We start from the raw sequence: 12,206 nt of genomic DNA, 5'->3' as shown, positions 1-12,206 counted from the left end.
GCTAGTGGAGCAAAAGGCATCTGTAGCCGAGCATTTGTTGAACAATGTATTGGCAGAGCGTATTGAAGAATTGACCAACATATTTACTGCCCAACGCAAACGTAAGGGGGGCAATCGCACCGATAGAATTGCTGTGACTTGGGCGACTATACTGGCTCGGCGGGAGCATGGGGAAACTTTAGCGGCGATCGCTCTGGATTTAGAGATGAAACCTGAGACGGTCAAGACTTACGTGAAGCTGGCTCGGAAAGCACTAAAGCAGGTGTAGGTAATGCCCACACCTTGAATGCTACTCAGATTCGCTTTGTGGAAACTATCATTGATTACCGGACACAAAACGGTGTGATGGATCCAGGTCTACTCTATGAACCACCATTTACCGACCTGCACTACGAAGGGTTGGACGGGGTTTTTGGGGCTGATGATGCTGACGGGATTGTTTCGATAGTGCGCTCTTTCAACGAAACTGTTGGGGTCGCGTGAGGGCGATTGGGAGGCGATCGCACTCCGTTTTATCCCGTTCAACAACCACAGCCGGGGGAAACACAAATTCTTTACCATCATCAGCAAGTGCCTGTCTGTTGAGGGAAAGCATTCCACTGATTCAATCATCAGGTAGAGTTCTTGGGGGGAAACTAATGATAGTTTGAAATGATGGAATGCTTATCTCAAGCGCCGAAGTGAATAAATCAGTATTAATTGCCCTGACCCTCAGCGCATCTATAGTTCTATCGCCAGTCAGCATTGCTGATATTGTCCAAGGTTCAACCCATACCATCAAAATGTCTTCATTTAACCTCAGTTCCCAAAAATGGCAAAACCGTGTGCTACTAGTCTTTGCACCGTCTATGAATAACCGTACTTATCAGCAACAGATGCAGTTATTTAACCAGCACCAAAATGGTTTTACAGAGCGGGATCTAGTTCTGGTTCAGGTTTTAGCCACAGATAAAAGCTATGCCAACGGACAGTTAATAGATGAATCTTCTGCTGCTAATTTGCGAAATCGCTTTGGGGTGGAGCAACAAAATTTTCGCGTTATTTTGGTAGGCAAAGATGGTGGTGTTAAGCGCCAAGACACTACACCAGTCCAGGCAACACCAATTTTTGAGCAAATTGACGCGATGCCCATGCGCCAACAAGAAATGCGTTATTCGAGGTAGAAAGTAGCTATGACGATTGTTGTCCATCATCTCAACAACTCGCGATCGCAGCGTGTGCTATGGCTACTTGAAGAATTAGGCATTGAATACGATATCAAGTTTTACGAACGTGACTCAAAGACCATGCAGGCTCCTTTTTCGTTGCGAGAAGTTCACCCGCTCGGCAAGTCCCCAGTAATTACAGATGCAGAAGTAACTGTTCCTGAGTCGGGAGCTATCATTGAATACATAGTAGAGCGCTATGGCAATGGTCAGTTAATCCCAGAATCCGGTACGCCAGAGCGTCTGCGCTACACATATTGGCTGCATTACGCAGAAGGCTCGGCAATGCCACCTCTGGTGATGAATCTCATCTTTAACCGTTTTGGGGCAGGAGACAGCAGGGCAAACGATGCATTTATCGCGCCCCAAATCAAGGTTCACTTTGATTACATAGAAGCTGAACTTGGTAAGAATACGTGGTTTGTCGGCTCAGAATTCACCGCCGCCGATATCCAAATGAGCTTTCCTCTGGAATTGGTGGCTATACAAGCCGAACTTATCTCAAGCCGACCAAAGATTAAGGATTTTATCGAACGCATCCATGCGCGACCTGCCTACAAACGCGCCCTTGAACGTGGAGGCAAATACGACTACGCCAACAGCATTTAATAATTCTCATACAAGAGCGATCTCGCCCTGGACGTTTAGCACTGACGGTATTCTCAGTAAAACCCACACAAAGAAATTAATATATTTTAGGGATATCTAGTTTAATTATTTGTTCGATAGCCAACGACTTAAAGAATTCTTGCGTTGTTGATTTTTTTCGGATGGACTCAATTCAAAAGGACTTTGCTTTTTAACAGCTTGGGGATTATAAAGTCCTGTCTCCCAGTTACCATACATAGGATTTGGTAGGGCAATATATGCAGGTTCAATGGTTTTATTTTTGGGATCTGCACTAAATATTCCGTAACGCTGACGATTATTATTGACATGATTGCGTCGCTCTTGATTGCTCTTGCCTGCTGTCTCATCAAAATCATTGAGATTATCGCCTACCAGAGCAATTACAGTATATTTTTTACCATCAGCCTTACCATTCTCAATTGCTTCCCGCCGCCATTGCTTTGACGTGTTTTCTTTCCCATCAATAACTTTAGTAAACTTACCCTTGAGCAATACTGTTGTAGTATTAGCACCTTTAAAGCCGACTGACTTTAGATTATTGATAGTCGCAATCTCTAAATCATTGTTTTGACTACCTTTTTTACTACTCCTATCTCGGTTAGAAATAAAAAATACCTTGCCGCCATTGTCATTGACGTAATTCACAAACTTGACTGCGCCAGGAACAGCCTTAGCTTTGGCTGCTGCTACCCATTTGTTCCATGTTGCTGGTTCAAAGTTATTATTAGTATCGATAAAACCAGCTTGATAAGCACTGTTATCAATAACTGTCTCATCAATATCAACAATCACGGCTGGGTTGCGTACTTTTTTAGCTTTGGCTTGGTCGAAGACAAGTTGACTTATATTAAAGGCTTGGTAAGTAAGAGCTTGGTACTCTCCTGATTGCTGTACCCAGTTAAGTGCTAGTACGGACTGTTCATTTAGCTGTGCATTGGTAATATCTGCTGTATCTTGTTTGAGTCCGACGAGAAGCACGCTTGAGGCGAGTAATGTAGAAAATGCAACAAACTTAAAATCAGGGCGATACATTTTATGGATTTATCCTTGACCTAGTTCAGCAAAAATCATTTGTACACTTATAACACGCATAGAAAAAATGTCACTTCAATTGTTTCCATATTCCAGCCTTTGATGCTACAGCCAACCTCTGGGCGTTCTCGAAAGCGATCATGTTCGGGCATTCCACCCCAGACTGACGCGTCTTAACCAAGCCGCTCTTGAGTAGTTCTTCTTGAAAGCTGACCTCAACCCCATCTTTGCTATAAGCCATGATTTCTGCAAAGGTACGCCCTTGCTCATCTTTCGCCACCGGAATGACCGTCACCTGATTGCCGTCAATAGCAACGAGCGACTGCAATTTCTCTTTGGCTTGATTACCTAACTCTGCTGCATCAATGCCACACAGCCGAACTTGCATTTGGTGGCCATTGGTTTGTCGAACTGTCATGGTTTGGGCATCTGTAACTTCCATTACTGCCCATTGCTCTGGGAAGGCTGGTGAGTTGTTCATGGAGTGGATAATCCAAGCGGCTGTGCTGGTGAGAGCGAGTGCCGCAACGATAGCACCAGTTTTCTGCAATGAGTTCATGTTGTTGGGACAAGGTAGTGCAAGAAACCTCAATCTTAAGCTCTGGGGTTGAAACTGAGGAAAGTGAAACTCCAGAGCATTTTGTCAATTTATATAATGCCTGACAAGCTCAATCAGCAAAATATAAGTTTAATTCAGACGTTAACTACTTTACCTTCTCATCTTTTTAGCTACTTCGTTTAATCCGCCTTGTTTAATACAAGTTGGGCCAAGATTTTGAGTGTAATCAGCGTAATCTTTGTAATGTTGGAGTTTGATCAGCATGACGTTGTTATCGCTCCATTTACCTTTAATTTCTTTAATTTTCCAGGTTTTAGGCTCAAGGAAATGATTCAAATTACCACTCAATTTTCCCCACCAGTAAGAGGCTCCAACTATTCGAGTATTAGTAAATTTAACGCCCGACATTTTAACTACTGAATTAGTTTTAGTATTAAAAGAACAGGCAGTATTAGTTTTATTGTCTAATGCGATGATTAAATTGTTATTTGTCTCGAAAAAGGATAAATCCTCATTTATGTTACTAGCTATAGCAGTGGAAGGTAGTAAAAACATCAAAATGTTGAATGTTGCAAACAGTTTATTCATGAATTTTGTTTGAATGTGTTAATAGTTTACTGGCTCACTCGTTTATAGCACACTAGTATATTAATTTACTTAATTTTCAGTATATTAGCGTGATGGATTTATCTGTACTGTTAGGCTCTTGGATGACGAACTGAGGGTTGGGCTGATGCTTCTGAAGCCTTTTGATTAGCGAGTATAGGAATGTCAGCAGGTGCAACAGATGTGTAATGCGTGACGGCAAGCGTAAAACTTCTACGTATTAGCCGAGTGTATTGGAAGAGTCAGTGTAAAAGTGAGCGAAACAGATCCTCAACGAGCAATTCTGTTTGCTACTTGGTCTATTCCCCCTTGATGCAGGATGACACGCACAGCCTTGCCTGTCTCATCTACCACGAATGTCAATTGGGCATCAACTATTTTGAGAAAAAACTCGGTTGCCGACTCTGGAAAAATCTCTAACTGTTTCTGTCCGGTTAATTGAGCAAAAAGGCGTTGAGCCTCGGTTGTCACTGTCAAGACAAGCTCAGGAGCAAATTCATAATCTCCTACATACGCCTCATAAATGGCGGGAGCAAGCACAACCACCTGACGTTGTTGAGGCAATTCATACGGCTGACTAAACAAAATTGCGGCTAGATCATTTCATTGCTAATTCTAGCGACTGGGGCTGTCTCTAAATTACTCAGAACAATAATTATTACTCGTTCATCGAGAAATCTGGCAATGCTAGTGGTGAAACCATCAATCCGCCCACCATGAGCCACGCGCTCGCGTTCATAAGCACAATCAATCAAAATGTGTATGGTGGGGCAAAGCGGTAAAGCCTAGTTAGGTAAAGTTGAGTAAATCCTAGCAAAGAGCAATCCTAAACTCAGATGTAAAGGTGGTTGTTAGGGTATCGTGACTCATGTTGGTGAGTTTAGCTGCACCGTGAGACTTTGGGATGGAGAATTGACGGTTAGAGTGCAGCATCTCAAGTCTTTCAATTACCTACCTGATGAATGCTAACAGATGCAGGAGATATGTGAGCGCATTTCACGAGTATATTCTAGTGAATTGGAGAAGTCGGTGCAGAGGTTTTTGGAGTCGTTGGGGAAGTTGAGGCGGGGTTATTTGACCTCTGTGGAGGAGAAGCTGTTGAGTGTGATAGAAAATATAGACAACTCCAAGCGAGTTGCCAAATACCAAATCCCTTTATAGGAATGGAAACCTTAAAGAGTAATGGTGTAACAAAACTCGCTTAAATCACCTTTCTTCAGGATAGCAGGGAGGAGATGTAAGTGAGCCAAAAGCGAAAAGTCAGCCAGGGTTAGTTCATAAACACTCGATGCGGCGGTACTCGTAACAAAGATATTCCGATCATGAATATCCAAACTTCCCACAAAATAAATCCTATAGGAGTAAGTTCCAACACTGGTAATGAAGGCATGGCTGTTGCGAATAGTTCACTGTGTCCCAGAATTAACAAAGGAACTGTCATCAAACCAAAGTAAGCTATCCAAGATTTGAATAACGATGAATGCAGCATTGCAACCCCTACCCCCAAAGTCCAGAAAACAAGCAAGGTTTGACCTAGATATTCACCAATGACCACACCGCCATATTGATGCACTACCTGATAAACAACACTGACAGCTTCTTGTGTTGCGCTACTAGCAGTTGAACTGGTATAAAGATTCGCCAAGATGGGAACGACAAACACCCAGCGCATTAACCCAACAGATTGAAGTATTCCTGAAAGTACGCCCATGCAGGTAGCGGTTTTGAGGTAGGGTGTATCTTCCCGCTCCATAATCTGGTGTAGTAGTATGCTGGCAGGAACAAACAACAAAGCTGCAAATCCAAAGGTAAACCAAGTGAGAATTAATCCGGCACCACCAGTCTGAAACTTTTGTAGCACATAGTCTACAGATTCTCTGAGAATATCATCGTACTCAAAATTTTGAATCAACAAAATGTAAGGAACATTTAACAACAGAACTAGCAAAATGAAGATAATTCCCGTGATTTTGACCAGACGTAAATAATTCATTTAGCACCTTGATTCCAATATTTAGTTCTAGAGTGGGTGGATTGATAAGGGGCTTTTTGCCCGTAAATAATTCATTTAGCACCTTGATTCCAATATTTAGCCAGTGAGCGTTCAGTTTTCATTGCCTGAGCTAGTCTTAGTAAAAGATTGATGAGCAGGGTTTGTAAAAATAACGGTATACCGACAATTACTAAGTCAGCTTTTTTCAGTAATAAAGCCAAGTGCAGAAGATTGGTAGGCATTCCTTCATGATTTACCTGCCCATCAATTGCCAAGCCATACATTCCCCGAATAAACTGCTCAAACCCAGTAGCTGGAGAATTTTCAGTGGTAAAAGCTACCCAATCATTAGAGGGATTATGAAAACTGTGATGTACACCTGCGGGAATATGTAAACTCTCTCCTGCATAAAGTGTCTTGCGATTACCTTGTTGAGCAAATTCCATTTCTAGGAAACCTTCTAGGACAGTAAAGGTTTCGCTCATTCGGGTATGGTAGTGTAGTGGACTACCTTTAGCATGGGGAGGTAAATCAAAGCGAATTTTGGCATAGGCTTGACCACTTTCTAAAATAGTCATGCGATCGCCAGTCACAGGATTAATAATTACTTCTGGTGGTTGTTGTGTGGAAATGGCAGGATTCATGTCAAAAACTCCTTTGAACGTTAACTGACCACACTTAAACAATAAGTTTTTTACTCAATCGTGAATTGACACATCCTGCCAAGATATTGACTAAACACGTCAACAAAACTGAGAAGTCAACGCCAATTGCCAATCTAGAACTATGAAGGAAGCAACTTTTTCCGTTTACATCACGCGAGGTATTGTACAGTTTGCCACAGCGAGATATGGAATTGATGGCGAGTGCCTGTGTCAAGCAGTGGGAATTGACCCTGAGTTACTGAAAATGCCCGACCAGCAGATTTCGGGAACTCTGCACAGTGCTTTATGGCAAGAGGTAGTTAAGCGCACAGATGAAAATTTTGCTTTACACTTGGGCGAAGCCTTCAATCTTGCTACTTTTGGTATCGTTGGTTATGTATTAGTAAATTGTCAAACCTACGCGGAAGTTCTAGAAAAATTATCTCGATATACCAGGCTGTTCAGCCAAGGTGCATACATTCATTTTTCTGTGGCTGATGGTTTGGTATTTTGCGACTGCGACATTGTAGAAGATTTAAAAAACTACTTATTAGAACAACCACGATATGCGATTGAGAGTACCTTTGCATCACTGCTGACAGCGACGCAAGTTTTGAGCGGAAAACCACTTCTTCCTCATGCGGTCTGGTTTAAATATCCACGTCCTGATGACATATCAGAACATGAACGCATATTTGCCACAAGCTTACATTTTTTGATGCCAACGAATCGGATAATTTTCGATGCTAATTGCTTGAATTGGTCAGTGTTATCGGCTAATTCCCATCTTCTGAGTGTCTTTGAACAACACGCACAAACCATGCTGGAGGAAATGAATCGAGAGTATGACTACACAAGAAAAGTCGCAGAACAGCTCATCAAACACTTAAAAGGAAATTTACCTTCGATAGAAACCATTGCCCGCAGTTTAGCAATTAGTGTTCGCCAGTTACAGCGAGAATTGCAAGCTGAGGGTACATCTTACCAACAAATTTTAGACCAGGCTCGCAAAGAGTTAGCTCTGCGACATTTAAAAAATCCTTATACCCCAATCTATGATGTAGCATTTGTCTTGGGTTTTTCTGAACCAAGTGCCTTTCATCGTGCCTTTAAAAGATGGACAGGATATACGCCAAAAGCTTATCGCTCTTTACATTCTTGAGTAGAGAACTGTAGCGATCGCATCTTGATGATCTATAAAAGGAGTATTTTTCAAAAATCTAGACGTGATAAATTGTAGGCGTTGCTAACAACCAGTGAGTATTACTAATGACTAACGAGATTAGCGAAAAATTAAAGCAAGCAAGTCATGGCTTGCTAATGATGAGCGAGTCAGAGTATCCTTTTGAGATTGTTTTATGGGTGGGTCAAGGACAAGAACCAATAACCGCTCAAAAAATCCGACAATTAACAGGGCATTCTCAAGATTCACCAATAGAAGAAGTTGAATTAGAATATTTTTTTAGGAATTGCGCTTTTGAAAAAGAATATCACAATGAATTACAGAAAAAAGATGTAAAAAAATTTCAAGCACTTATCAAAACACTGAAAGAAAATCTAAATGAAATCAAGGTTTATCGCTTAGGCACAAGAAGTATTGATGTATATATTGTTGGTGAAACTTTAGATAAAGATTTAGCAGGGATTTCAACAAAGGTTATTGAAACTTAAGTCTGTCCATATAGCCTTATATAGACAGACTTGCTTGTTTTTGAAATTGTCGAAACTTCTATAACAAATTATCGACTTGTGCTTCTATGACAGACTGAATAGAGGTTGAGACAAGTGATAGGAAATCAAATCCGGTCAGAGATTCAAGTGAGTCAACACTAACTCGGTAGTTTCTCCAGTCAGCAGTCCGAACCCCTTGGGTGTTGGGGATGTTAACAGCAATGACCCTTGTAGATGTTGTGACACCAGCAACTCCAGACCCAGGAGTATCTAGGACAACAATAATTTTCCAAGTGCGATTGGGAACTGTCACTTTACCACTAGCAATAGTGTTGAAAGTGCCATTGCTGCCTGTGGCACCCGTTCCATACCCACCAGAGATAATATAAAGTTCTTTCCCCTGCCCTACAAGAGTTCTGGCATAATCTTCTAGATTTGCCCAAATTCCTTGATTGTTGTCGGGAGCTTGAGCAATCATGTTGGACATCAAAAACGTCGCTGAATTACTGATGACGCTATTAGTCCGATCCGCAGAAGGTGTCATGTGTCCGCGATCAAAGCCACTGCCACTAAAATCGGTAGCTTGGACTTGATAGCAGCCTGCGGGTAAAGTAGTAAGTAATCGGACAGAAATATTTACACATTAGGTTTTAGGCTAAATAAAGGTTTCAGTCCGAAATTTGTGTAATTAATTTTGTCTTACTACTTATCGGCACGAAAATCATCTTGTCTTGGCGTTGAGCCTAACCAACTACTATTCAACTGCCAAGATACCCAATTAGCTCGTCCTAACGAGCAGTTGTACCCAACTGCATACTGTGCTTTATCAAGCAAATAATTGTTGAGATTGGCAGTTCCGGCACCACTGGGATTACCCATTGTTAAATGTACGCTTGTACTACTACCGCCACCTGAAGTACCGTAATCGGTAATTGTAATATCATCAATGTTAGTTCTGTTGGTAGTCCCATCGGTTTTACGAACTTCACAGCGAGAAGTTCCAGAGATGTTAGGTGTAAAAGTAGCAGTCTGTAAGGTTGTGGAACTGGTTGTGACTGTTGAACCTACTTGTGACCATGAAATTCCACTATTACCGGAACACCACAACTGCCAATTGGTACTAGCATCAGAACCAAACTTTGCGTGTTTAATGCTAACTGTGCCAACACCAGTGGTGCGGTCAAATTTCATCGAGACTTTACCGCTGTTGCGAATACGTGCAGATTGTGTGCCGCTTTTTGCATCACTGCTAAGATTGCCAATCAAAGCATCATCTAAATTCCAAACACCTGTACTGAGGGTGACATCAGCTGTGGCATAACTACTTTTTGAGCCAGATTCAAAACCCTCAACAGTCGTTGCACCTTTTGCACTAAATAGTGTGTGGAAGGTAATTAGGAAAATTATCACCAATCCTGTCAACCACCGATGACGATAAACTTTGCGCCCAAAATTAAATAACATTATTGTTCGCTTAACCTCGTAATTTTACTAGCCAAAGTTGGAAATTTAGCTAAAAATAAAACACTATAATAACTAAGTGTGAATTTAATATAAGTTAAATTCTGATTACTCTTAGGTTAAAAAACTTTCACAGGTGAGTTGTTACCACGATTCTCAGATTTCTCACGATCACTTGGGGATGCTTTGGGCAAAACAAATGTTGATGTGTAGACGTGTAGCAGTGAAGAGGTTAGAGTTTTGACGGTTTCCGTTGAGTCTGAACCCATAGTCGAGTACTGCCTCTTTAATTTATTAATGCAAGCATAAAAAAGCACAGCATCATTATTTCAAGTCCCCGGATTCATCCGTGGGGTTTTGAATTTTGAATTCTCCGAAAGGGTTGACCAAGTGCAGGATTTGCTGCACCGCTTGTAAGAAAAGCAGACAATCCAAAGGGTGAAAGCAGAATTTGAGTTGATTGCAGACATCCAAACATTTTAACTTGAAAAACTTCTCAGGATTTCGCATATAGCCAAGAGTTAAAAAGATGAGTCACCCTCGGCATAACAACATAAGTCAGCAGTATAACCATAATTGCGGAAACGATTAATGAAATCATCAAAGGAGGTAATATGCCAAACAAGGGTGCTAAAAGCCGATTCAACAAATTAATCAATACATAGACGACTACCCAAGTGAGTAATGCTATTTTATAGCGCGGTGGAGTCTTTAATGGTTGACCTGGAAGGGAAAACCATGCTTCTAACCCACTCAGTTGTTGAACATGAGGTTCAGATTGAACCAAATGTTGAGCTTGCGACAGCCAATATTGGCGATCACGTGACTCTATCCACTTCTTGAGATGTTCATAGCTGTCAAACCGAAAGATAATTACATATTCGGAGCGCACGCCTAGTTGTGGTCGAATCACATTTGTGCCTAAGTGACCAAGATAAGTTCGAGAAACGCCAGTAATGTCTTTTAACCAAGCCTCATAAGCACTTTCGCATCCGGGTTTAACAATTTGTGAAATGACCACAGTTACAGATTGATCTTCTTGTTCCATATCCAAGTGACTCCTTAGCGCTTGTTGGGCAATGCTCCCGTCATTCTCCCCGCAAAGGATATCCAACTTTACCTACTTCAATTCGGACAATGTTAGCCGCAACTATACCTGTAGGCGGCGGTAAAAACATTCCCCCATTTGTCACAACATAGATAGCGGTGAGTTCGTCGAAGACGTTGCCAAAGGCATCGCTGTGTGTTTGACCAAAAGCAACTGCTGTACTACCAATTACGCCCTCTTCGGCTTGAGCAATAATAGTTGTACTGCCATCTGGTGTAATCTTCACCACGCTGTTATAAATGTGGGTGGCTCCGTAAAGGTTGCCTTCCACGTCAAATGCAAAGTCATCAATATTAGTTTGCTCTAAAAATATTTCGGGTTCGCTAGGTTCATTGGCCATCCCAAGCCTAATTCGTAACAGCAACATTTGTTCTGTATTTGAAACGTAAAGGAAATTCCCAAAACGCTTCAAACCATTAGCAGCAGGAATGACGTTTTCCCAATTGCTACGAGCTAGTAAAGGATGTTCCAGCCAGAGAATGCTACAACGCTGTTCAATATCAATCAACCAGATTGCACCCCGGTAAGAATCAGCTGCTAAATATTGAGTGTCAGAAATAGGGGTAATACCATTGAGAAATATCGCTTCTGAGATTGTTAACAATGTTTCTACTGCGCCATCTGTGGTAACTAGTGAAACTGTTGGTACAGAATCAGCATTCCATCCAGTTACAACTAAACTCCCATCCACATTGAAAGCCAAACCACTGACTTTGCCTGGAACAAGAGCATGAATTTGCCTATTTCCATCTGGAGTAACGCGAACAACTTCGCCAGCCTCATGATTAGTCACAAATATTGTGCCATCAGAGGCGATCGCCAAATTTTCTAAAAAAGTATTAACGGGAAACGAGGTAATGATTTTAGCAGGATCCAAATCTATGGGTGTATTGGCATATATCGGAGGTAACAAGACTGAAGTTTCCATCAAAACCTACCACTGTAATTGAATTGGGCCACCAAACTTCCGCATCTCGGCAAAAAATTGTCCTTGCGCTCCGCCATCTGGTAGGGTTGCTAAATAGACAGCAGTTTCGGCTCCTTCTTCGGCTGTAAACGGTGCATCGTCACCTCCCATATCGGTTTTCATCCAACCAGGAGAATAGGCATTAACGAGGATATTATCACCCTGGAGTTCCTTAGCCAGAAGCACAGTTAGCCCGTTTACGCCAATTTTAGAAAGCCTATAGGAAGGTGCTAGTGGGTAATAATCGCTGGCAATTGTACTCAAAGATGCCATTTCCGTAGAAACATTGACAATCCGACCATAGTTATTGATTTTCATCAAAGGTATTAA

The 12,206-nt window shown here is 41.7% G+C and carries 16 protein-coding genes and 2 pseudogenes; 6 read left to right on the top strand and 12 right to left on the bottom strand.

Annotated elements, in window-relative coordinates; all coding sequences use genetic code 11:
• Both H6G76_RS34610 and H6G76_RS34605 read left to right on the top strand, forming a co-directional pair.
• Positions 1-268: pseudogene (locus H6G76_RS34610) on the top strand (sigma-70 family RNA polymerase sigma factor); the annotation flags it as partial.
• Between the two features lie 14 nt (positions 269-282).
• On the top strand, positions 283-483 hold the full coding sequence (locus H6G76_RS34605; protein WP_190710715.1) for a type I restriction-modification enzyme R subunit C-terminal domain-containing protein: 201 nt from the start codon (positions 283-285) through the stop codon (positions 481-483).
• On the opposite strand, the gene H6G76_RS34600 is transcribed toward H6G76_RS34605, so the two are convergent.
• Positions 458-595 (bottom strand): hypothetical protein, encoded by a 138-nt coding sequence (locus H6G76_RS34600; RefSeq protein ID WP_190710714.1) that lies wholly within the window; start codon positions 593-595, stop codon positions 458-460. The genes H6G76_RS34605 and H6G76_RS34600 overlap by 26 nt on opposite strands.
• Before the next feature lie 64 nt (positions 596-659).
• Between H6G76_RS34600 and H6G76_RS34595 the strand changes: the two genes are divergently transcribed.
• Together H6G76_RS34595 and H6G76_RS34590 are read left to right on the top strand one after the other, a co-directional pair.
• Positions 660-1,163: a DUF4174 domain-containing protein gene (locus H6G76_RS34595; protein ID WP_199337627.1), complete on the top strand. Its 504-nt coding sequence runs from the start codon at positions 660-662 to the stop codon at positions 1,161-1,163.
• A gap of 9 nt (positions 1,164-1,172) precedes the next feature.
• The gene (locus H6G76_RS34590) at positions 1,173-1,814 is read left to right on the top strand and encodes a glutathione S-transferase family protein (protein ID WP_190710713.1); all 642 of its coding nucleotides are present in this window, start codon (positions 1,173-1,175) and stop codon (positions 1,812-1,814) included.
• Between the two features lie 105 nt (positions 1,815-1,919).
• Here the strand turns inward: H6G76_RS34590 and H6G76_RS34585 are convergent, their stop codons facing one another.
• The 7 genes from H6G76_RS34585 to H6G76_RS34560 form a co-directional block, all read right to left on the bottom strand.
• Positions 1,920-2,867, bottom strand: coding sequence for a 5'-nucleotidase, lipoprotein e(P4) family (locus tag H6G76_RS34585; RefSeq protein WP_190710712.1), 948 nt, complete (start codon positions 2,865-2,867; stop codon positions 1,920-1,922).
• Between the two features lie 70 nt (positions 2,868-2,937).
• Positions 2,938-3,426: a thermonuclease family protein gene (locus H6G76_RS34580; protein ID WP_190710711.1), complete on the bottom strand. Its 489-nt coding sequence runs from the start codon at positions 3,424-3,426 to the stop codon at positions 2,938-2,940.
• Between the two features lie 150 nt (positions 3,427-3,576).
• Positions 3,577-4,014: a hypothetical protein gene (locus H6G76_RS34575; RefSeq protein WP_190710710.1), complete on the bottom strand. Its 438-nt coding sequence runs from the start codon at positions 4,012-4,014 to the stop codon at positions 3,577-3,579.
• A gap of 288 nt (positions 4,015-4,302) precedes the next feature.
• A complete protein-coding gene (locus tag H6G76_RS37530) occupies positions 4,303-4,617 on the bottom strand; it encodes a DUF3471 domain-containing protein (RefSeq protein WP_242056657.1) in 315 nt (104 codons plus the stop codon).
• 8 nt (positions 4,618-4,625) lie between these two features.
• On the bottom strand, positions 4,626-4,787 hold the full coding sequence (locus H6G76_RS37525; protein WP_242056656.1) for a hypothetical protein: 162 nt from the start codon (positions 4,785-4,787) through the stop codon (positions 4,626-4,628).
• Positions 4,788-5,302: 515 nt separating this feature from the next.
• Complete coding sequence (locus H6G76_RS34565; protein ID WP_190710709.1) at positions 5,303-6,025, bottom strand: DUF4386 domain-containing protein; 723 nt, start codon at positions 6,023-6,025, stop codon at positions 5,303-5,305.
• Positions 6,026-6,096: 71 nt separating this feature from the next.
• A complete protein-coding gene (locus H6G76_RS34560) occupies positions 6,097-6,669 on the bottom strand; it encodes a cupin domain-containing protein (RefSeq protein WP_242056655.1) in 573 nt (190 codons plus the stop codon).
• 142 nt (positions 6,670-6,811) lie between these two features.
• On the opposite strand from H6G76_RS34560, the gene H6G76_RS34555 reads away from it, so the two are divergent.
• Both H6G76_RS34555 and H6G76_RS34550 read left to right on the top strand, forming a co-directional pair.
• On the top strand, positions 6,812-7,831 hold the full coding sequence (locus H6G76_RS34555; RefSeq protein ID WP_190710708.1) for an AraC family transcriptional regulator: 1,020 nt from the start codon (positions 6,812-6,814) through the stop codon (positions 7,829-7,831).
• Between the two features lie 107 nt (positions 7,832-7,938).
• Entirely contained in the window at positions 7,939-8,340 is a 402-nt protein-coding gene (locus H6G76_RS34550) for a nuclease A inhibitor family protein (RefSeq protein ID WP_190710707.1), read from the top strand.
• Between the two features lie 58 nt (positions 8,341-8,398).
• Here H6G76_RS34550 and H6G76_RS38340 read toward each other — a convergent pair.
• The 4 genes and pseudogenes from H6G76_RS38340 to H6G76_RS34530 all read right to left on the bottom strand — a co-directional run.
• Positions 8,399-9,219: pseudogene (locus tag H6G76_RS38340) on the bottom strand (DNA/RNA non-specific endonuclease).
• 1,078 nt (positions 9,220-10,297) lie between these two features.
• Positions 10,298-10,849: an antibiotic biosynthesis monooxygenase gene (locus H6G76_RS34540; RefSeq protein ID WP_190710706.1), complete on the bottom strand. Its 552-nt coding sequence runs from the start codon at positions 10,847-10,849 to the stop codon at positions 10,298-10,300.
• Between the two features lie 40 nt (positions 10,850-10,889).
• Positions 10,890-11,837 carry an SMP-30/gluconolactonase/LRE family protein gene (locus H6G76_RS34535; protein WP_190710705.1) on the bottom strand — a complete coding sequence of 316 codons (948 nt, stop codon included), beginning with the start codon at positions 11,835-11,837 and terminating at the stop codon, positions 10,890-10,892.
• A gap of 6 nt (positions 11,838-11,843) precedes the next feature.
• Positions 11,844-12,206, bottom strand: a 363-nt coding sequence (locus H6G76_RS34530) for an SDR family NAD(P)-dependent oxidoreductase (protein ID WP_190705975.1), incomplete at its 5' end; no start/stop codon positions are given.

The sequence above is a fragment of the Nostoc sp. FACHB-152 genome (genome assembly GCF_014697475.1).
Lineage (GTDB): Bacteria > Cyanobacteriota > Cyanobacteriia > Cyanobacteriales > Nostocaceae > Nostoc_B.
This window is presented reverse-complemented; position numbering and strand designations above follow the sequence as displayed.

Excerpts from the sequence above, each read along its gene's own strand:
- H6G76_RS34590 (WP_190710713.1), top strand. The coding sequence starts at position 1,173 with ATGACGATTGTTGTCCATCATCTCAACAACTCGCGATCGCAGCGTGTG.
- H6G76_RS34585 (WP_190710712.1), bottom strand. The coding sequence starts at position 2,867 with ATGTATCGCCCTGATTTTAAGTTTGTTGCATTTTCTACATTACTCGCC.
- H6G76_RS34600 (WP_190710714.1), bottom strand. The coding sequence starts at position 595 with ATGCTTTCCCTCAACAGACAGGCACTTGCTGATGATGGTAAAGAATTT.
- H6G76_RS34580 (WP_190710711.1), bottom strand. The coding sequence starts at position 3,426 with ATGAACTCATTGCAGAAAACTGGTGCTATCGTTGCGGCACTCGCTCTC.
- H6G76_RS34565 (WP_190710709.1), bottom strand. The coding sequence starts at position 6,025 with ATGAATTATTTACGTCTGGTCAAAATCACGGGAATTATCTTCATTTTG.
- H6G76_RS34560 (WP_242056655.1), bottom strand. The coding sequence starts at position 6,669 with ATGAATCCTGCCATTTCCACACAACAACCACCAGAAGTAATTATTAAT.
- H6G76_RS34595 (WP_199337627.1), top strand. The coding sequence starts at position 660 with ATGCTTATCTCAAGCGCCGAAGTGAATAAATCAGTATTAATTGCCCTG.
- H6G76_RS34550 (WP_190710707.1), top strand. The coding sequence starts at position 7,939 with ATGACTAACGAGATTAGCGAAAAATTAAAGCAAGCAAGTCATGGCTTG.
- H6G76_RS34535 (WP_190710705.1), bottom strand. The coding sequence starts at position 11,837 with ATGGAAACTTCAGTCTTGTTACCTCCGATATATGCCAATACACCCATA.
- H6G76_RS34540 (WP_190710706.1), bottom strand. The coding sequence starts at position 10,849 with ATGGAACAAGAAGATCAATCTGTAACTGTGGTCATTTCACAAATTGTT.
- H6G76_RS34575 (WP_190710710.1), bottom strand. The coding sequence starts at position 4,014 with ATGAATAAACTGTTTGCAACATTCAACATTTTGATGTTTTTACTACCT.
- H6G76_RS34555 (WP_190710708.1), top strand. The coding sequence starts at position 6,812 with ATGAAGGAAGCAACTTTTTCCGTTTACATCACGCGAGGTATTGTACAG.